Raw genomic sequence first — 20,436 nt, forward strand, 5'->3', positions numbered from 1 at the left:
GAAGTGCGTTTAACGATTTTTTAAATGGGACCTCCGGTCCCGAAACACCAGAAGAAAACATCGCGAGGCGCATGTCCGCCCTTTCTTTCCCCCGATGTAGCGTGTGGAACAGAAGGCGAAAAAGACTGGCAAAGTGTCTCCATCATTGAGATACCCAGATGTTTTTGCCGGTCCGACCGCCGTTCCACAAAGCGGCCGTAAAAACTTCTATGAGGGGAAAGGAGAGAGCGGCATGGGCCGCGATGTTTTTCACAAGATATTAAAGGGAGGCCCTTATGCCAGTTAATGCTAAAACATCCACCACATCGTTTGGAACGAAGCTTGTGCACGCCGAATCCGTAGATGAAAACCATTTTGGAGCGCTAAGTACGCCGATATATCAAGTGTCTACCTTCCATCAGTTTTCCTTTGATGAACCGGGCCGCTTTGATTACTCCCGGTCCGGAAATCCTACCCGGGAAGCGCTGGAGGACGCCATCGCGAAATTGGAGGGAGGATACGCAGGCTTTGCCTTCTCCTCTGGAATGGCAGCTATCTCATCCGTACTTTGTTTGCTTTCTGCCGGCGATCACATTTTACTTTCTGCTGATATATATGGGGGAACATACCGAGCTGTAACGCGGCTCTTCCCGCGCTTTGGTATAAAAGCGGAATTTGTAGATACGACTAATGTAAACGCGGTTGAATCGGCGATCTTACCCGAAACGCGCATGGTCTTTCTTGAAACCCCGTCTAACCCGCAGATGAATATTACCGACATTAAAGCAGTGAGTGAGGTCGCAAAGCGTCACGGCATTATAACCGTTGTCGATAATACTTTTATGACGCCTTACCTGCAGCAGCCTCTGCAGCTTGGCGCTGATGTTGTTGTCCACAGTGCGACAAAATATATCGGAGGGCACAGCGATGTAGTTGGGGGCTTAGTTGTTGCGGCGACAGCAGAGTTAGCCGACGAAATCAAATTCATTCAAAATGCATTTGGCGCGATACTAGGACCACAGGATTCCTGGCTTATGCTGCGCGGCTTGAAAACATTGAAGGTTAGAATGGACCAGCACCAGAAGACAGCTCACAGCCTTGCGCTTTGGCTCAAGAACCGCCCGGAAGTCAAGCATGTGTATTATCCGGGTCTTCCTGAACACCCGGGCCATGAGTTGGCGCTGCAGCAGGCGACAGGATTTGGCGGGATCATCTCCTTTGTGCTTCATGATATCGATCAAGTTAAGAATTTTGTGAATAACATTAAAATACCGGCGCTTGCCGTTAGCCTTGGGGCTGTCGAAAGCATACTCACATACCCCGCTCGCATGTCCCACGCGAGCATACCGGAAGATAAACGCATACAGATGGGTGTGACCGACACGCTTCTCCGGTTATCCGTTGGCCTGGAAGACGAAGAAGATTTATTGAATGATTTGGAGCAGGCGCTCACCAGCGCGGTTTTGAGCACCCCACTTTAAAACACCCGGTGCAACATTCAATTCAAGAAGGGCATACTCCTAAAAAAAGGAGGGAAAAGCCCGATGGATAATTTTGAGCAAATTTATAATCAGTACAAGGCCCGGGGTGAACTGGAGACGATGCAGAATATGGCAGTGCAAAATCTCCCGGCCGGCACCGAAGAAATCGTCGCGGTTCGAAAAAATAACGACGGTGATATTATTGCAGTTAAAACGAATACAGGCAGGGAATTGGACTATGTTACAGCCTTAAACGAAGCGAAAGCTGGCACACTGGCCCATGTGGATGTATTTCACAGGTACGGCCGGGATATCTTGAGAAGCGAGCCGGATGGCATCAAACAGAACAATTTAGATAATCTGCCTGCCTTTTAATTGTGCAAATTTAAAATTTTAGCTGTTTACTCGTTACCAGGTTATGCTATAATTTCTTTGACAACTGCATAATTGTTTCAAGGTGTTACGGATAATCCCGTAACTTAAAAGGGAAGACCGGTTAAAAGCCGGCGCGGTCCCGCCACTGTAAAGAGGAGGGCTGCTGCAAGTTAATTCCACTGATTCGCTAGCGCGATTTGGGAAGGAAGCAGCAGGCCATTGATTCTAAGCCAGGAGACCTGCCTTGAAATGCAACACGCAAAAAAACTCACGAGGATGAGGAGGTGTGCCACGTTATTACAAACGGTTTAGACTGTTTGAACATAATTTTTTACAAACGGCGTCTTTCTTATTACGGGAAAGATGCCGTTTTTGCGTTTTACGGCAAAGGAGGTTCACTGTGGACAGCTTATCGCTCATATTTCTCGTGTTTGTTTTAGGGCTTCGCCATGGAATAGATGCGGATCACCTCGCCTTTATTGACGGGCAAATCCGGTATAATTGGCGGATTGGCAGCCCGATTGCCCGGTGGGTCGGCACGCTGTTTTCGCTTGGCCATGGGCTGGTTGTTGCAGGCATTGCGATCATTCTCGGGGCATTCGTCAATCACTTTACATTCCCGGCCTATTTCGATACCGCTTCCACCTGGGTATCGATTGTATCGCTATTTGTAATTGGGAGCTTAAATTTATTCAATCTCCTGCGAACAAAATCAATAGAGCAAGAATTTCTATTAAGCGGGCTGAAGGGCAGGCTTATACCGAAGTTTGCAAAGAGCACGACAAATCCTCTCCTCATTATTCTAATCGGCGGTATGTTTGCGTTGGCTGCTGACACCGTAAGCCAAACGTCTGCCTGGGCTCTTGCAGCCGGCCATGCTGGCGGATTCATGTCTGTGATCGTTGGATGCGTGTTTATGCTTGGTATGATGCTTACAGATACGGTTGATTCTTTTATCACCTACCAAATGATGAAAACGTCCGGCAGGGTGGGGAGAGCAGCATCCAGATTGATCGGGTGGGTCATTGTTTTTCTCGCATATGGTGTTTGCTTTTACGAGACGATTACATTCTTTGGTCCTTTCCTAAACATAGATTTTGAAGTAGCAGGAGCTGTAAGCTTTTTCTTACTCATTCTTTGTTTCACCTTTCTTAATCTGCGTCTTAAATCGCAAAATAAATCAGGTTCTGGCGAGGCCATCAAGTAATTTTTGGATTAGTGCTGTCTTGCTAACCATGTGCATCTTTGCTAGACTCGTTCTCTTGTTTTATGAACCCTCTGATAAGGAGTGAATTTACGTTGCCAGGAAAAATACTAGTTGTTGGCTTTGGCCCTGGAAGCATCAAACATTTCACAGAAAGAGCCAGGGAAGCCATACAGGAAAGCGATTGTATTATCGGTTATAAAACGTACGTGGACCTTGTACTCGACGTCGTAACCCATCAGGAAATTATCAGCACAGGGATGGCCGAAGAAGTCAGCCGTGCGCAGGCAGCTGTTAAACTTGCTGAATCCGGAAGAACAGTCGCCGTTATATCCAGCGGGGATGCTGGGGTGTACGGCATGGCTGGGCTGGTGTATGAAGTATTAATCGAACAAGGATGGACAGAGAAGGATGGCATTGAAGTTGAAGTGATACCTGGAATCTCGGCAATCAACTCATGTGCTTCGCTGCTCGGAGCGCCTGTTATGCATGATGCCTGTACGATCAGCCTAAGTGACCATCTTACACCGTGGGATATAATCGCCAAACGAATCGAAGCCGCTGCTTCAGCCGATTTTGTCATCGCTATCTATAACCCAAAAAGCGGGAGGAGAACGCGGCAAATAGTTGAAGCGCGAAACATTCTTTTGCAATACCGTTCACCCCGGACGCCTGTAGGATTAGTCAAAAGCGCGTACAGGGATCGGCAGCAGGTGATTATCACAACCATCGAAGATATGTTAGACCACGATATTGGCATGCTCACAACGATCGTAATCGGCAATTCCACAACTTTTTTATACGACAACAAGATGATTACCCCGCGGGGATACCAGCGGAAATACACGCTGAATGCTGAGAAGCAGGCTTTGCGCCCGCATGAGCGACTGAGGCCTGAGAATGAACCATGGGCGCTCCATGGAGGAAAGGAAGATGTGGAGTCGCCACTTGACATGGCCATGCAGGCTGTGGCGAAACTTGATGAAAAAAAGGGTGTAGCGGTTTTAACTTATCAGCATGCCCGTACCCAGGTTGAATCCATCTTTGAGCTGGCTGTTAGCCCGGGAGTAGCCAATAAGAAATTTACCCCTGATCAGCTGATCCTATTGGCCGAGATAGCGGGCGAAAAAGGCTCGATAGAATATACTCCTCATCACCAGATCGTGTTACGCATCCCAAGCAGTCAGCCAGAAGCCATTTCCAGGCGATTGCGGGAAGCAGGCTTCTTGCTGTCCCCCATAGGCGATGTCTTAACAGTAAAGGCATGTGACTTCTGCGATGGGGAGAAAAAAGACGGGATTCCATTTGCAGAAGAAATCCAAAGGCGTTTTGGCGGTATTGAGATGCCAAAGGAGCTGATGCTCGGATTTAATGGCTGCGCTATGGCATGCTACGGCGCCGTAAAAGAAGACATTGGCATTGTTTTTCGCCGGGGGAAATTCGATTTGTTTCTCGGTGCAAAAACAGTGGGCAGAACCGCTCAGGCAGGGCAGCCGGTTGCCGAAGGAATTGAACCGGACAAGCTGGTGCCAATCATTGAGGCCATTATCCATGAATATAAGGAAAAAGGCTATCCAAACGAGCGGTTCCATAAGTTTTTTAAACGGGTCAAGACAGTTCAGGGTTATCAGTACCAGGATGAAACACCTAAAGTTTTGGTAGAAGCGGCTCCATGTGGAGACTAGAGGAGGAAAACAAATGAAAGCTGTTTTATTTGTGGGTCACGGCAGCAGGGATTTTGAAGGAAACGAGCAGGTGCGTGAGTTGATTACAAGGATAAGGCCGCAAATGGATCCTGCTATACTGGTTGAATCGTGCTTCCTGGAGTTTGAGCTTCCGACTGTGCCGCAAGGACTGGACGCGTGTGTCGACAAAGGGGCGACTCAAGTAGCGGTGATCCCGATCATGCTGCTGCCGGCTGGCCACTCTAAGATTCATATTCCAGCAGCACTGGATGAGGCCAGGCAGACCTACCCCGATGTTACCTTTACATATGGCAAGCCAATCGGTGTACACGACCAAACCGTCGAAATCTGCAAGAGCAGGCTGATAGAGCTGGGAGAGGATGTGAATCATCCCGATCCAGATACGGCGGTTATTCTGTTAGGGCGCGGCGGTAGTGATCCGGACGCCAACAGTGACCTCTATAAAATTGCCCGGCTTCTGTGGGAACGGATTAAGTATAACATCGTCGAACCCGCTTTTATGGGCGTTACCGATCCGCTAATTGAGGAAGGCGTCGACAGGTGCATCCGATTAGGGGCGAAAAAAATTATTATTTTACCGTACTTTCTGTTTACTGGCATCTTAATAAAAAGGCTTGAAGAGCTGATTCAGGTTTTTGCAGCCAAATATCCGGACGCTGAATTTTCGCTGGCTGGCTATTTTGGATTTCACAGCAATCTTGAAAGGGTTCTACTAGAGCGAGCGGAGGAAGCGCTGGGCGGAGTGGTGATGATGAACTGTGATACATGCCAGTACAGGCTGCAGGCGATGGAGCATATCGATCATCACCATCACCATGATCATAACCATAACCATGACCATGACCATCACGATAGCCATGAACACTACCATCATCATGACCACGAGGACCACAGCCACCCAGATGGCCATACTCACCCAAATAACGATAGGCATCACCATCACTGCGATCATAATGGCCCGGATCATCACAGTACCTCTGATGCAGAACAAAAGGAGCGGGTGACGAAATGATTCTAGTGATTGCCGGCACAAGTGATGCGCGGGAACTCGCCCTCAGGATTCAAGGAGCGGGCTATCCCTTAATCGCAACCGTTGTCACGGAGAATGCCGCAAAAGAAATGGAACAGGCAGGAATTGCCGTACGGACCGGGCGAATGGACGCGGACCGGATCGCATCTTTCATTCAGGAAAAAGCCATAGAGGCTGTGGTTGATGCAAGCCATCCTTTTGCAGAGGAAGCTTCCAAAAATGCGATGAAAGGGGCGGAGGAAGCTGGCATTCCTTACATCCGCTATGAACGGGCGTCGCAAAATTTTCAAAGCAACCTGATTACCTACGCTGACAGCTATGAGGAAGCGGCTGACCTGGCTGTGCAAAAAGGCGGGGTCATTATGCTGACGACCGGCAGTAAAACGCTACAAATTTTTACAGCGAAGCTCATCCGCCACCCCGAAATTCGGCTGCTTGCCCGAATGCTGCCCCGTAAAGATAACATGGAAAAGTGCGAGGAATTGGGCCTGCCGCAGAAAAATATTATCGCCATCCAGGGGCCTTTTACGAAAGAGTTCAACCGTGCGCTGTACAAACAGTATGGGGTAACGCTCATGATCACGAAAGAAAGCGGTAAAGAAGGCACGGTAGACGAAAAGCTGGAAGCCGCTGTGGAACTTGGGATCAACACGATTATGATTGGCAGGCCGCAGATCGCGTATCAAAATAAGTATTCCACATTTAATGAAGTCATGGATCATTTGCACCACATTTTTCAGACAATCTAAAACGGGGGGACAGACAAATGGATTTTCATACAGCATTTAAACCTGAAACCGTACAGCCGCAGCAAATTGAGGAGAGAAGCTTTCAAATTATTGATGAAGAGATAGGTGACCATCCATTTTCTGATGAACAGTACAAGGTTGTACAGCGCGTCATTCATGCGTCAGCTGACTTTGAGTTGGGAAAAAGCCTTCGCATGCATAGCGGAGCCATTCAGGCAGGCATCGATGCCATCAGAAGCGGAAAGAAAATCATATGCGATGTACAGATGGTTCAAGTGGGGATTAGCAAGCCGAGAGTTGAAAAGTATGGCTGCGAGGTGGACGTATACATTTCGGACAGAGATGTTATGGAAGAAGCAAAGCGGCTTAACACAACAAGGGCTATTATTTCCATGCGAAAAGCGGCAAAAGTAGCAGACGGGGGCATTTACGCCATCGGCAATGCACCGACAGCCCTGCTTGAACTAATTCGGCTGATAAAAGAGGGACATGCGCGCCCCGGCCTGATAATTGGGCTGCCTGTGGGATTTGTTTCTGCTGCTGAATCGAAGGAGGAGCTGGCTAAGCTTGATATTCCGTTTATCACCAATGTGGGGAGAAAAGGTGGAAGCACGGTTACTGTGGCTGCAGTCAATGCCATTTCACTACTGGCTGATCGGGTGTAACGCATGAACGGTACCCAGGAACAAACAAATAAACCGATGCGGGAGGGGTACACCACAGGAGCCTGCGCCGCCGCTGCGACGAAGGCCGCCCTCACGGCACTTATTACGGGGGAGTATCAAACGGAGTCCACTATCCTTCTGCCAATCGGAAGGCTTGTCACATTCACGGTTGAACAATTGTCCCTTACAGCTGAATATGCAGCCGCAGCTATCCGGAAAGATGGCGGGGACGACCCGGATGCTACTCATGGCGCGCTTATTTTTGCCACCGTTAGCTGGGCGGATGGGAACGGCATTCTCCTCGATGGCGGACAGGGAGTCGGACGGGCCACTAAGCCCGGCCTGCCTATCGCAGTTGGAGAAGCCGCTATTAATCCTGTCCCCAGAAAAATGATCACAGAAGCCGCGGCCGAAGTTCTCGTACACCATGCCTTGAACAAAGGCGTTAAAGTGGTTATTTCTGTCCCGGATGGCGAAGAGATTGCCAAAAAAACGTTGAATGCGAGGCTTGGCATACTCGGAGGGATATCGATACTTGGCACAAGAGGAATCGTGGTTCCATTCTCTACTTCCGCCTATAAGGCAAGCATTGTACAGGCCCTGCAAGTGGCACAGGCGAACCTGTGCACGCATGTCGTGATCACCACGGGTGGCAGAAGCGAGAAGCTTGCCATGGAACAATTTTCACACCTGCCAGAGGAATCTTTCATTGAGATGGGCGATTTTGTTGGCTTCACACTAAAGCAGTGTAAGAGGCTTGGCTTTATAAATGTGTCGCTTGTCGGCATGATGGGCAAATTTTCAAAGGTGGCGCAGGGTGTGATGATGGTTCACTCCAAGAGTGCGCCGGTCGATTTTGATTTCCTGTCCCGTGTCGCAAGTGAAGCCGGAGCGGCAGCTGAATTGATTGAGGCGGTTAAAGGCGCACATTCAGCGTCTTTGGTGGGCGATCTCATGCTTGAGCACAACTGCCCATCTTTCTTTGACGTTTTGTGTGATTATTGCTGCCGCTCAGCCCTCCGAGAAACGGGTGGCGGAATCGCCATTGACACAACGATTTATTCATTAAAAGGAAGGTTACTAGGAAAGGCGGCTCGAAATGAGTGAAACAATCAAGTTAATTGGGATTGGGGATGAAGGCAAAGCAAGCCTGCTTCCTCACTACGTGAAATGGATTTATGAGAGTGAAGTTTTAATAGGCGGCGAAAGGCAGCTTTCTTTTTTTCCGGACTATGAAGGAGAAACCCGAACCATAAAAGGCGGACTAGGAAGCCTCGTAGACGAGTTGCGGCAGGAAGGCAGGCGGGTGGTCATCCTCGCTTCCGGTGATCCGCTATTTTACGGCATAGGCAGCTACTTAGCGAGCAAAGTAAACATCGAAATCCACCCGTATGTAAGTTCTATTCAGCTGGCGTTTGCCAGAATGGGTGAAAAATGGCAGGATGCGTACGTTATAAGCTTACATGGACGAAGTATGCGGGGACTGGCCCAGCGAATCGATGGCAAAGAGAAAGTTGCGCTTTTAACGGATGAAGAGAACAATCCGGCAAAGATTGCAAGCTATCTCCTAACCTATCAAATGACGGAATACCGCGCTTTTATAGCTGAAAATCTAGGCGGAGACACGGAACGATGCCGCTGGATGAGCCTGGAAGAAATGGCGGATGAGGAATTTTCTCCGTTAAATATCGTTATTTTAAAGAAAACGGAAGAGGCTAAAGTATGGCCCCTTGGAATCGATGACGAGGAGTTTGTCCAGCGCAAACCTGATAAGGGATTGCTGACTAAGAGGGAAATTCGTATTTTGAGCATCAGTGCACTTAATCTAAAAGAAGACAGCGTTGTGTGGGATATCGGAACATGTACGGGTTCTGTCGCGATAGAAGCAGCAAAGATAGCAACTGAAGGGCAGGTGTTTGCCATTGAAAAAAATGAAGGGGATCTGGAAAACTGCCGCAAAAATCTTGTGAAATTCCGCACAGATATTACCGTTTTACACGGCAAGGCTCCGGATGGACTCGAGTCTTTTCCGGATCCGGATGCGGTGTTCATTGGCGGAACCGCCGGCGGGATGGAAGACATTCTGGCCGTTTGCTGTAGCCGGTTGCGTGAGAACGGAAGGATCGTACTCAATGCCGCAACGATTGAGAATCTATCAGAAGCTTTGGAAGTTTTTCATAAAAATGGCTTTAACACTAACATAACGCTAGCGCAGATTGCCCGGAGCAAACCGATTTTGAATTTAACCCGCTTCGATGCGCTGAATCCTATTTATATTATCACTGCTAGCCGAAAGAAGGGAGAATAGCATGGTCGGAACACTGTATGGTATTGGAGTGGGGCCAGGAGACCCGGAGCTTATCACAGTAAAGGCCTTTCGCAGATTAAAAGATTCGCCGGTGATTGCCTATCCCAAAAAGCGAAAAGGAAGCAAAAGCTATGCGCATAAAATTATCGATGTTTATGTGAACCCGGCAGAAAAAGAAATGCTGGGGCTTGTATTTCCGATGAGCAAGGACAAATCAATATTGGAGCGAGAATGGAGCATTACGGTTGAAACCGTCTGGAGCCGCTTACAAGAAGGCAAAGACGTAGCCTTCGTTACAGAAGGCGATCCCCTCCTGTACAGCACGTTTATCCATATGATGAATCTGATGAAAGTCCGCTACCCAGAAGTGCCGATTCAGACGGTTCCAGGTATTTCATCTATCAATGGTGCTGCCTCTAGATTAGGCCTGCCTTTAGCGGATGGAGATGAACATGTGGCGATTGTCCCGGCCACGGACGATTATGAAGCGATGAAAAAAGTGATCATCGAAAATGATTGCGTCGTCTTTATAAAAGTGGCGAAGGTTATGAATCCATTAATACGCATATTAAAAGAATTGGATTTGATGAACAAGGCTTCGGTTGTAACAAAGGTTACGTCTGAAGAAGAAATCGTTTGGAATGTGGAGGAGCTTGGGGACGCTGAGCTGGAATATTTAACACTGATGGTGGTGAGAAAATGAAGCTATATATTGTAGGTGCCGGTCCAGGAGCATCGGATTTGATTACCGTTCGCGGCCTGCGCCATATCCAGGAGGCAGACGTCGTCTTATACGCAGATTCACTTGTCAATGAGGAGCTGATGAATGAGTCCAAACAGGGAGCTGAAGTGCTGAAGACAGCGGGGATGCACCTGGAGGAAATGGTCCAGATCATGAAGGACAGAATTTTTGAGGGGAAAAAGGTTGTACGGGTACATACTGGAGATCCGGCCGTTTATGGGGCCATCATGGAGCAAATCGCGCTTCTTAAAAAAGAGAGCATTGAAGTTGAGATCGTACCGGGTGTCAGCTCTGTGTTTGCGTCAGCTGCAGCACTTGGAGCCGAACTTACCATTCCGGACTTAACCCAGACGGTGATCTTAACGCGGGCAGAAGGACGAACGCCTGTCCCGGACCGTGAGAAATTAAAAGATCTCGCCATGCATAACTGCACGATTGCCCTCTTCCTGAGCGCCACATTAACAAAGAAAGTAGTGGCGGAACTGCTGGATGCCGGCTGGAGTCCGCATACCCCGGTTGGGGTCGTATATAAAGCAACGTGGCCCGACGAAATCATTGTCCGTTCAACACTCATGCAGTTGGACGAGGATATGCGGAAGAACGGCATCCGCAAACAGGCGATGATCATAGCCGGATGGGCGCTGGAGGAACAAATTCATGAAAAAGATTACCGTTCGAAACTGTACGATAAGGCGTTTACGCACGGCTACCGCCGGGGTGTGAAAGCATGATTCTATCTTTAAAAGAAGAAACCCAGCCGGCCATCAAACAGCAACAGCCTTATGCGATTGTCGCGATCACCAAGCATGGGGTCAAGCTTTCAAGAAACCTCTCTATCGTGTTCAACAGAGCGGATTTGTATTACATGAGCAAATTCGCACAAGGGGATGAAGAGGACCATGGCATCCAGCTGTTTGAAGGCAGTGTCCGCCTGCTCCTTCCATCTCTTTTCAAGGCGTACCGCGGGATCATCCTCATTATTTCACTGGGAGCGGTTGTGCGGATGATTGCCCCGCTACTTAAGGATAAGAAGACGGATCCAGCTGTGCTCGTCATCGATGATAAAGGCGAAAACGTAATCAGCGTCTTGTCCGGCCATCTGGGGGGTGCCAATGCATTAACGAAAGAAATTGCTGCGGTTTTAAGTGCCAGGCCCATTATTACAACAGCCTCGGACGTGCAGAAAACAATAGCGGTGGACTTATTTGGAGCGCAATTTGGCTGGGTATGGGAATCGGCGGATAAGCTCACGCCTGTGAGCGCCTCCGTAGTGAACGAGGAACAAGTTGCGGTTATCCAGGAATCGGGTGAGCGAAACTGGTGGACTTATGAGGCGCCGCTGCCTGGGACGATTACTCTTTATTCATCTATTCAAGAGGCGCTTCTCGCCAAACCGGCCGCGGCTCTCGTCGTCACGCACCGCAACCTGACAAAAGATGAATGGCCTATCCTGGCCAATGGGGTTTTGTATCGTCCCAAGGTGCTTGTGCTTGGGATGGGGTGCAACCGGGGAACTACCGCGGATGAAATTGAAGCTGTCATTGACGAAACGCTTGTACAGCTGCGGCTTTCAAAGAAAAGTGTAAAGGCAATTGCCACCATTGACCTAAAGAAAGATGAAGCAGGGTTAAGGCAAACGGCGCAGAAATATAACTGGGAATTTGTTTATTATACGCCAGAGCAGCTCAATCAGGTGTCGCTGGAACAGCCTTCAGCCACGGTCTTCAAATACACAGGCGCATATGGCGTAAGCGAACCTGCTGCTAAACTTTGCAGTGGGGCCGATGAACTTTTACTTGTTAAGAAGAAATCAGGAAATGTGACGATTTCGGTAGCTGTCATACCAAATGGACCTCGGAAAAGGACGTGGCGCAATGAATGATCGCAGAATCGTGATAGCAGGAACCGGAAGTGGAGTCGGCAAAACAACCATAACGATCGGACTGATGGCAGCCTTTCAACGAAAAGGGTTTGCCGTCCAGGGTTTTAAATGTGGCCCGGATTATATTGATCCGTCGTACCACCACGCTGTGACAGGCAGGAGTTCGCGAAATCTGGACAGCTGGATGTTTTCGCCTGAGACGGTGAGGGAAATCTATAATCGGGGAAGCGACGGTGCGGACCTCTCCATCATTGAAGGGGTGATGGGGTTTTTTGACGGAAAAGACCCGACAAACAATGCGGGCAGCACAGCCGAGATCAGTGTGATCACCCGGTCACCTGTCGTTCTCGTTGTGAACTGTGCCAGCATGGCCAGGAGTGCCGCTGCCATTGTCAAAGGATTCCAATGCTTTGCTGACGAGCCGAATATAGTGGGGGTTATTGCGAACAATGTCGGGAGCGTGGGGCACTATAAGCTGGTTCAAGCGGCCATTGAGCAGGAATGCGGCATTCCTGTGCTCGGTTATGTACAGCGCGACGAAGAAATCCAAATTCCTGAGCGGCACCTCGGCTTAATCCCGTCTATTGAACGTCGTGAGCTGGATCCCTTCTTTGACAAGCTGGGTAACATAATCACGCAAACAGTTGACCTGGAGAGGCTATATGAGCTTGCCCTGGCACCAAAGCTTGAGAGCCCCCCCACAAGCATTTTTCCTAAACAATTAAAGACATTCGTTCGCATTGCAGTAGCAAAAGATGCGGCGTTTAATTTTTATTACCCGGAAAATTTAGAGCTATTGGAGGCATACGGGGCAGAGCTTGTGTTCTTTTCGCCGCTGAATGGGGAGTGTTTGCCGGAGAATGTTGATGGATTGTACATAGGCGGGGGATTTCCAGAAGAATTTGCGGACACGCTGTCTTCCCATGAAGCTGTGAAACGCACCATTCGAAATGCTGTGCAAAAGGGGCTGCCTACGCTGGCTGAATGCGGTGGTTTTATGTATCTCACTGAGACAATCGTCACAACAGAAGGCGAGAAGTTTGATATGCTTGGCATCATCCCTGGATACGTCAAAATGCAGAAAAAGCTTGCCGCATTGGGGTACCGCGAAGTGACAGGTGAAATGGGGAACTTTTTGCTTCCCCCGGGTGTGCAGGCCAAAGGCCATGAATTTCACTACTCCACCTATATTACAGAGGCCAGCGGCCAGCCTTATGCGTATCAAACAAAGGGAATGCGCGGCAGCAAACAGGAAGGGTATCTGACAGAGAACCTTGTTGCTGGATATACCCATCTGCACTTCGCGTCCTGCAGCGGTCTGGTTGCCAACTGGATAAAAAAATGCAAGGAGGGCAAAGTCAATGGCTAAAGCCCTTCCACTCATGATCCAGGGCACGCATTCAGATGCGGGCAAGAGCATCATGGTAACCGCATTTTGCAGGATTTTTGCGCAACAGGGATTTTGCACAGCGCCTTTTAAATCACAAAATATGGCGCTCAATTCATACATCACACTGGATGGGAAAGAAATCGGGCGGGCCCAGGGTGTGCAGGCGGAAGCCGCGGGTATTGTGGCCACAACCGATATGAATCCGATTTTAATTAAGCCGACACGCGATAACGAATCGCAAATCGTTCTCCACGGTGAGCCCTACAAAAATATGGAGGCTTCCAACTACAGGAGCGAATTTTATGAGCGGGGTTTAAAAATTATTCATGATTCCTATACCCGTTTAGCTGAGAAGTATGAGAGAATTGTAATTGAAGGGGCCGGCAGTCCGGCAGAGGTCAATCTTAATGCACGCGAACTTGTAAATATGCGAGTGGCCCGGCTTACCAATTCGCCTGTGATTTTGGTTGGCGATATCGAAAGAGGCGGAGTATTTGCGAGTTTAGTGGGAACCCTTCAGCTGCTTGACCCTGAAGACCGTGATCGCGTTATCGGTGTCATTATTAATAAGTTCCGGGGTGATATTGCCCTCCTGGAACCAGGTGTTAAGTGGTTCGAAGAATACACCGGCAAACCCGTGCTTGGTGTTGTCCCTTACATGGACGGTTTAACCGTTGATTCAGAAGATTCAGTCATCCTGGACAGGCGTACCCCTTACCAGAACCCGGCCAAAGAGATCGACATTGCTGTCATTCAATACCCCAGAATTTCAAACTTTACGGATGCGGATCCCTTTTTCGCTGAACCGGATTGCCACGTCCGCTTTGTGAAAAAACGCGAGCACCTTAAAAACCCCGACATCGTGATTTTGCCCGGAAGCAAGAACACGATTGAAGATTTACAATTCCTGCAGCAGAGCGGCCTCGCGGATGAAATTAAGAATCTGTGCCACAACAAGACCATCAAAATACTAGCGGGGATTTGTGGGGGCTATCAGATGCTCGGCCAAATGATAGAAGATCCACATGAAATGGAGAGCAGGCTGCACCGTATTGATGGACTGGCCCTGCTCCCGATCCGCACGACCATTTCCACAACGAAAACGACTATGTTGTCCACGGGAAGCATCCGGCTTTGCGGCGAGAACATTCAGGTGGAAGGTTATGAAATTCATATGGGGGAAAGCTACCCATTAGCGGAATGTGTTCCTTTCATCTATTTGGATGGAAGATGCGACGGGGTTGTGGACGAAACAGGTTCCATAATTGGCACGTATTTTCATGGCATTTTTCATAACGATCTGTTTAGAGAACGCCTGCTAAACAGTATTCGGACCATGAAAGGGCTGCCCCCTATCACAAACAGAGTTTGTTTCAACGCCTTACAGGAACAAGCATTTGATGAGCTTGCTGCGCACGTACGCAGGCATATTGAACTGCCTTTTATTGAAGAGAAGATGAAGCAGTTCCAACTGAAAGCTAAATAAAGACAGGGCGCTCATCACTGGCGCTCAAGGCAGGAAAGGGAGATCGATTTTGAACAAAGGAATGGTGTACCTCGTTGGAGCGGGACCAGGAGACCCAAGGCTGATTACGTTGTACGGCCTGGAATGCATTCAAAAAGCAGATGTAATTGCCTACGACAGACTTGTAAACGAGGACTTGCTTAAGCATGCAAAAGAGGGTGCAGAGTTGGTATACTGCGGAAAACTTCCCGGTAAACACGCCCTTATCCAGGAGCAAATCAATCAATTATTAATTGAGAAGGCGCAGGAAGGGAAAATTGTAACGCGGCTGAAAGGCGGAGATCCTTTCGTGTTTGGCAGAGGGGCTGAAGAAGCGGAACAATTAGCCCAGCGCGGGATTCCTTATGAGGTGATTCCGGGCATTACGTCTGGCATTGCTGCACCAGCGTACGCGGGAATTCCAGTAACGCACAGGGATCACGCCTCATCGTTTGCCATCGTAACCGGGCACGGACGGGCCGATAAGGGTCAGGACACGATTAATTGGGATGCACTTGCTAAGGGAATTGATACGATTGCGTTTTACATGGGAATTGGAAACCTGCCTTACATATGCAAAAGTTTACTTGAGCATGGAAAAGACCCCCAAACGCCTGTAGCTCTGATCCAGTGGGGAACAACTGAGCGGCAAAAAACAGTCACGGGCAATCTGCTGACCATTGAATCCATCGCGGAAAGGGAACACATTACCCACCCAGCGATTGTACTCGTAGGTGAGGTTGTGCGGATGAGAGAAAAGATAGCCTGGTTTCAAGCGCCGAGACAAGAAGAGATATAGGCTTCACTCATCCTCATACATAAGGAGTGCAACATGACAGCCAACCAAAGGGGTCTTCTATTGGTTTATACGGGCGATGGAAAAGGAAAAACGACAGCGGCACTCGGATTAGCGATTCGTGCGCGAGGGAGAGGAAAGCGCGTTTTAATGATCCAATTTATTAAATCGCCCGAACGGACATACGGTGAAAAAATTATGTTTGATCAAATAGGGATTGAGATTTATCAGAAAGGCAGTGGATTCACCTGGACGAAAACACCTGAGGAGCACCGGGAATCACTGAAAAGTGCTTGGGCTTTTACAAAAGAAAAGCTCGCCTCTGGTGCGTATGATGTGGTCATCCTTGATGAATTAAACAACGCGCTGGCGATTGACAGCTTTCCGATAGCCGATGTGCTTCCGCTGGATGATGTGTTAAAGACGATCAAAAGCCGCCCTGAGACGATGCATCTTGTCATCACGGGACGTTCTGCCAAGGACGAAATACTAGCAATGGCGGATTTAGTGACTGAAATGAAACCGATTAAGCATTATTATGACGAGGGCATACCCGCAGTCAAAGGAATCGAATTTTAACGGGTAAAAGCCGCTTTATACCGAGTAAGGGTATGAGCGGCTTTATTGTCGTTTAGGAAAGCATATTATCGCTATAAAGTATTAAAGTATTAACGTTATTTTTTGCTAGGACCGATAGGTCCCATTCTCTTTGTTAATATGGAAAGTCTATGTGCTTCACAATGTTCTAGGGCCTTGAGCGATTTTTTCAACGGGACCTCCGGTCCCGAAACACTCAAGAAAAATATTGCGAGGCGCATGTCCGCACCTTTCTTTCCACCAGGCCGAAAGGTGTTACGATTTTACCTTTCGGCATAAGTGCAACTTAGGTTGCTGCCTGCGCTATAGCTTGGCCGCAACCTAGTTTTCTAATGGAGCGTGTGGAACAGAGGGCGAAAAAGACCGGCAACCTGTCTCCATCATGAGATACCCAGATGTTGCACCTAAACGGTATAAAGGAATCTAAGGCCATCGCCTGCGCTTACGCTTGCCGCTAGCCAAGATTCCCTAATGTCGGTCCGTCCGTCGTTCCACAAAGCGGCCGTAAAAACTTCTATGAGGGGAAAGAAGAGAGCGGCATGGCCCGCAATCTTTTTGTTATTTAAGGAAAATTTAAAGTTTTATTTAACAATCGTTTACGTTTGCTAGATAAAATGACGAGTCAGGAAATTCTATTTTTTAATTGCAAGGCAATACTATATTTAATCTGTTGCGTTTGAAGAAAGGCTCGTGCATGCAATGAAAATTTTAAAAAATCTTGTATTGCTTATATTTGTAGTGGGTTTACTGTGGGAAAGTTTCTTGCTAACCTTCTCTACCGTATATCCGATCGCTGCTCAGGTGAGGCAGGCAGCCGCAACGAAAATCCATGCCCGCCACAGTTCTTATATGAAGTATGGGGATATACCCGGTCTGTATAAGCAAGCAACGATTGCCACCGAGGATCGGCGCTTCTATGAACACTTTGGGATTGATATTATGGGAGTAGGACGCTCCCTCTTTACAGATATTCAGAATCGGCAGCCAACCGAAGGAGGAAGCACCATAACCCAGCAATTGATTCGAAACACTGTCCTAACCCAGGAAAGAACATTGTCCCGCAAAGTGAAAGAAATGATCTTAGCTATCGCACTTGAACGATTTATGAGCAAGCAGGAAATTTTAGAACTCTATCTTAATGTTATATATTTTGGACATGGTGCATTTGGGGTTGAGCAAGCGTCTCTCGTATATTTTGGAAAGCCGGTTACATCTCTTAGCTTAGCAGAAATAAGCCTGCTCGCTGGGCTTCCTCAAGCGCCAACAGTATACGATCCTTATAAAGCAATGGGCTTAGCCAAACAAAGGCAGCAACAGGTACTGTCGAATCTAGTTCAAAGCCACTACATCACGCCAGAAGAAGCGAAGCAAGCAGCCAACACACCTATAAGATTAGCAAACAACAAAGGCTTGTAAGCGTGAGCCCTTTACCACATCGAAGAACGCTAACCGTCATTTTCAGTGTCCCCATAAATTTATTTATGCTACACGGTGGTGTATCATAATAAAGTAAGTAATAATAAGTGAGTGGAACAGGAGTGATAGATGTGGAGCAAATGTCGCGAACGCGCGCGGCTTTTCTAATTGGGTTCCTTGTATTGATTTGGGGAGTAAACTGGCCATTATCTAAAATGGCACTCGCCTACACCCCCCGCTGCTGTTCGCCGGAATGCGAACCTTATTGGGTGGTTTGCTTTTGCTAGTTGTAGCCATACCGCGATATAAACAAATGCAATTCACGAAAACGTGGCCAATCTATCTTATTTCCGCTCTTTTTAATATTATCTTGTTTTACGGTCTCCAAACGATAGGACTAACGTATCTGCCAGCCGGACTGTTTTCAGTCATTGTTTTCCTACAGCCTGTACTGCTTGGTGTTTTTTCCTGGCTATGGCTGGGTGAATCGATGTTTGGGCTTAAAATTGCCGGGTTAGTGCTGGGATTTGTAGGGGTAGCGACCATCAGCTCGGGCGGTTTAACCGGACGTATATCAAGTGTAGGTATTTTACTTGCCCTTGGCACTGCTGTTAGCTGGGCGATTGGCACCGTTTATGTGAAAAAGGTGGGCGGTGTGGTGGATTCAATTTGGCTGGTTACACTCCAGCTTATAGTGGGTGGAATCTTTATGACGGCTGTCGGTTCTGAGGTGGAAAGCTGGTCGAAGATTGAGTGGAACGATACGTATATCTTCCTCTTGTTGTTTATCGCTATCTTTGTAATCGCAGTTGGCTGGCTCGTTTTCTTTAAACTGATCGGATCCGGAGAAGCAAGCAAAGTGGCATCCTATACTTTCCTTATTCCGCTTATTGCGATACTTGTAGGCTCCCTCTTTTTACACGAACCCTTCACGTTAAACCTGTTGGTTGGCATTGTATTAATCGTCGGCAGCATTTATCTCGTCAACCGAAAACCCCGGTTTGTTGGAGAGCAAAGCAATATCTCAAGTTAAATTAAATAAAACGATTAGCTAAGATCTGTAATTCATTTTAATGTTACAGGTCTTTTTATTTTTTTAAGTGAATCAATTTCATAACTCAAATCCTTTGAACCGTAAGGTTCAATGGGCATGAAAAAAAGGAGTACCTCCCCAAATCTCGAATAGAGTAGTTGCTCAGACAACTCAATGAGAAAGGTGGTCTCCTCATGTACTCTATTCGTCAAGGTCATTTGTTTTCCCTGCAAGATTTGTTAGATTTAGAACCCACCGAACGTTACACAGCGATTTTTGAAGGCATTAATATTATGCCACTGCTTAAAATCACGTCAAAGAACACATGTGAAGGTGCCCCTCAGTCGCTTAACTATCCAGCAATGGTTTATTCTATGCTGGCTCGTATTTTAGAAGGGATCCCAACCATAAAACTTCTTGTTCGCCGTTTAAAACAAGATGTTCTTTTCCTTCTGGATTGCGGTTTTTCCCTTTCCGATCGGGTGCCATCTGAATCTTCTTTCTCACGTTTGATTCGAAAAATTAAAACCTCAAACGTGTTGGCCGAGATGAACCATCAACTTCTTTCCCAAACGATGGAAGAAGGTTTTATTGATGGTAGCCATATTGCCATTGATGCTACGCATATAGAGGCCCGAGATCAAGCTCCACAAAAGGATGAAGTGGAAAAGAAACCCGATGTCAAAGAACCGAAAAAACGAGGCCGCAAAAAGAAAGAAGACTATGAAGCCTGGAAAAAAGAGCAGGAAGAAATCCAAAACAACCTGCCTATTTTTGAGCAGAAAATCGAAAAACAATTGGATTACACCTTCGATGAGCTTCAAAAACAAATGCCAAACGCTCCCAGGTGGGGAATTAAGAAGAACTCCGAAAATAAAAACGTTTTTTGGTATGGCTACAAACTTCACTTAGCTGTAGAAACGAAAAGTCAGTACATTTTAGGGCATTTGCTTTCTTCAGGAAACATGAACGATGCCAAAGCTGCGATTCCACTATTAAAAGGGATAGCTGAGCGTTTTCCTATTCTGAACATCACGAAAGTGATGGCAGACGCTGGTTATGATTACAACCCGATTTATGAGCAGGTTTATCGCATGAAAGCGGACGGTATCATTGCCTATAATAAGCGGAACGAAGCGCCACCTATCGGTGTCGATAAGTATTTTGCACCGACCTGTGTCCGCGAGTATTCCTACCGTTATGACAGCTATGATAAAAAATACGAAACACTAAAGTATACAAGACCGAAGGAATGTAAGGACTGCCCGCTCGCTCACGACACGCTATGTCAAAAGAGCATGAAAATCAAAAAAACAGCAGATTTGCGCCGGTATCCAGCTCCCGCTCGTGGAAGTAAGTCATGGAAAGAGCTTTATAAGGAACGTACTTCTGTAGAACGAGTGAACGCGTACTTGAAGGAATATTTTCAGCTGAACAATATCCGATATCGTTCTGGAGAATTAGCGAAAGTCCATGTTGATTTACTGTGCCTATTGTTTAATGCTTCTAAATTAGCTGTTGATCGTATCAACACCCAATTGAGCGTCAAAGCCGCTTAACAGAACGCGACCTCCGGTCG

Annotated in this window: 18 protein-coding genes, 1 pseudogene and 1 riboswitch; all 19 genes and pseudogenes read left to right on the plus strand. The window is 47.6% G+C overall.

Annotated features, from left to right (window positions below):
- The first annotated feature begins 275 nt into the window (after positions 1-275).
- The 19 genes and pseudogenes from PP175_RS11415 to PP175_RS11505 all read left to right on the plus strand — a co-directional run bounded on the left by PP175_RS11415 (position 276) and on the right by PP175_RS11505 (position 20,416).
- A complete protein-coding gene (locus PP175_RS11415; RefSeq protein ID WP_272442915.1) occupies positions 276-1,460 on the plus strand; it encodes a trans-sulfuration enzyme family protein in 1,185 nt (394 codons plus the stop codon).
- A gap of 63 nt (positions 1,461-1,523) precedes the next feature.
- Complete coding sequence (locus tag PP175_RS11420) at positions 1,524-1,835, plus strand: DUF3892 domain-containing protein (RefSeq protein ID WP_272442916.1); 312 nt, start codon at positions 1,524-1,526, stop codon at positions 1,833-1,835.
- A 63-nt stretch (positions 1,836-1,898) separates the two neighbouring features.
- Positions 1,899-2,096, plus strand: a riboswitch (cobalamin riboswitch).
- A 139-nt stretch (positions 2,097-2,235) separates the two neighbouring features.
- Positions 2,236-3,042: a HoxN/HupN/NixA family nickel/cobalt transporter gene (locus tag PP175_RS11425; protein ID WP_272442917.1), complete on the plus strand. Its 807-nt coding sequence runs from the start codon at positions 2,236-2,238 to the stop codon at positions 3,040-3,042.
- Between the two features lie 92 nt (positions 3,043-3,134).
- Positions 3,135-4,724, plus strand: a complete 1,590-nt coding sequence (gene cobJ, locus PP175_RS11430) for a precorrin-3B C(17)-methyltransferase (protein WP_272442919.1) — start codon at positions 3,135-3,137, stop codon at positions 4,722-4,724.
- Positions 4,725-4,737: 13 nt separating this feature from the next.
- On the plus strand, positions 4,738-5,757 hold the full coding sequence (locus tag PP175_RS11435; protein WP_272442920.1) for a sirohydrochlorin chelatase: 1,020 nt from the start codon (positions 4,738-4,740) through the stop codon (positions 5,755-5,757).
- Positions 5,754-6,524: a precorrin-6A reductase gene (gene cobK / locus PP175_RS11440; RefSeq protein ID WP_272442922.1), complete on the plus strand. Its 771-nt coding sequence runs from the start codon at positions 5,754-5,756 to the stop codon at positions 6,522-6,524. Before PP175_RS11435 ends, cobK begins: the two co-directional genes overlap by 4 nt.
- Positions 6,525-6,541: 17 nt before the next feature.
- Complete coding sequence (locus tag PP175_RS11445) at positions 6,542-7,189, plus strand: precorrin-8X methylmutase (RefSeq protein WP_272442923.1); 648 nt, start codon at positions 6,542-6,544, stop codon at positions 7,187-7,189.
- Between the two features lie 3 nt (positions 7,190-7,192).
- Positions 7,193-8,296, plus strand: coding sequence for a cobalt-precorrin-5B (C(1))-methyltransferase (locus PP175_RS11450; protein ID WP_272442925.1), 1,104 nt, complete (start codon positions 7,193-7,195; stop codon positions 8,294-8,296).
- Positions 8,289-9,497 (plus strand): precorrin-6y C5,15-methyltransferase (decarboxylating) subunit CbiE, encoded by a 1,209-nt coding sequence (cbiE, locus tag PP175_RS11455; protein WP_272442927.1) that lies wholly within the window; start codon positions 8,289-8,291, stop codon positions 9,495-9,497. The genes PP175_RS11450 and cbiE overlap by 8 nt, the downstream gene beginning before the upstream one ends.
- Before the next feature lies 1 nt (position 9,498).
- Positions 9,499-10,200 carry a precorrin-2 C(20)-methyltransferase gene (gene cobI / locus PP175_RS11460; protein ID WP_272442929.1) on the plus strand — a complete coding sequence of 234 codons (702 nt, stop codon included), beginning with the start codon at positions 9,499-9,501 and terminating at the stop codon, positions 10,198-10,200.
- Positions 10,197-10,970: a precorrin-4 C(11)-methyltransferase gene (gene cobM, locus PP175_RS11465; RefSeq protein WP_272442930.1), complete on the plus strand. Its 774-nt coding sequence runs from the start codon at positions 10,197-10,199 to the stop codon at positions 10,968-10,970. Before cobI ends, cobM begins: the two co-directional genes overlap by 4 nt.
- Positions 10,967-12,121, plus strand: a complete 1,155-nt coding sequence (locus tag PP175_RS11470) for a cobalt-precorrin 5A hydrolase (protein ID WP_272442931.1) — start codon at positions 10,967-10,969, stop codon at positions 12,119-12,121. Before cobM ends, PP175_RS11470 begins: the two co-directional genes overlap by 4 nt.
- A complete protein-coding gene (locus PP175_RS11475; RefSeq protein WP_272442932.1) occupies positions 12,114-13,490 on the plus strand; it encodes a cobyrinic acid a,c-diamide synthase CobB in 1,377 nt (458 codons plus the stop codon). Before PP175_RS11470 ends, PP175_RS11475 begins: the two co-directional genes overlap by 8 nt.
- Positions 13,483-14,997, plus strand: coding sequence for a cobyric acid synthase (locus tag PP175_RS11480; RefSeq protein WP_272442933.1), 1,515 nt, complete (start codon positions 13,483-13,485; stop codon positions 14,995-14,997). The genes PP175_RS11475 and PP175_RS11480 overlap by 8 nt, the downstream gene beginning before the upstream one ends.
- 49 nt (positions 14,998-15,046) lie before the next feature.
- On the plus strand, positions 15,047-15,814 hold the full coding sequence (gene cobA / locus PP175_RS11485) for a uroporphyrinogen-III C-methyltransferase (protein ID WP_272442934.1): 768 nt from the start codon (positions 15,047-15,049) through the stop codon (positions 15,812-15,814).
- A gap of 33 nt (positions 15,815-15,847) precedes the next feature.
- A complete protein-coding gene (cobO, locus tag PP175_RS11490; protein ID WP_272442935.1) occupies positions 15,848-16,390 on the plus strand; it encodes a cob(I)yrinic acid a,c-diamide adenosyltransferase in 543 nt (180 codons plus the stop codon).
- Positions 16,391-17,107: 717 nt separating this feature from the next.
- A complete protein-coding gene (locus PP175_RS11495; RefSeq protein WP_272442936.1) occupies positions 17,108-17,824 on the plus strand; it encodes a transglycosylase domain-containing protein in 717 nt (238 codons plus the stop codon).
- A gap of 131 nt (positions 17,825-17,955) precedes the next feature.
- Positions 17,956-18,857, plus strand: a pseudogene (locus PP175_RS11500) (DMT family transporter).
- Positions 18,858-19,051: 194 nt separating this feature from the next.
- The gene (locus PP175_RS11505) at positions 19,052-20,416 is read left to right on the plus strand and encodes a transposase (RefSeq protein WP_272439706.1); all 1,365 of its coding nucleotides are present in this window, start codon (positions 19,052-19,054) and stop codon (positions 20,414-20,416) included.
- The last annotated feature ends 20 nt before the right edge of the window (positions 20,417-20,436 follow it).

Source organism: Aneurinibacillus sp. Ricciae_BoGa-3 (assembly GCF_028421645.1).
Classification (GTDB): Bacteria; Bacillota; Bacilli; order Aneurinibacillales; family Aneurinibacillaceae; genus Aneurinibacillus_B.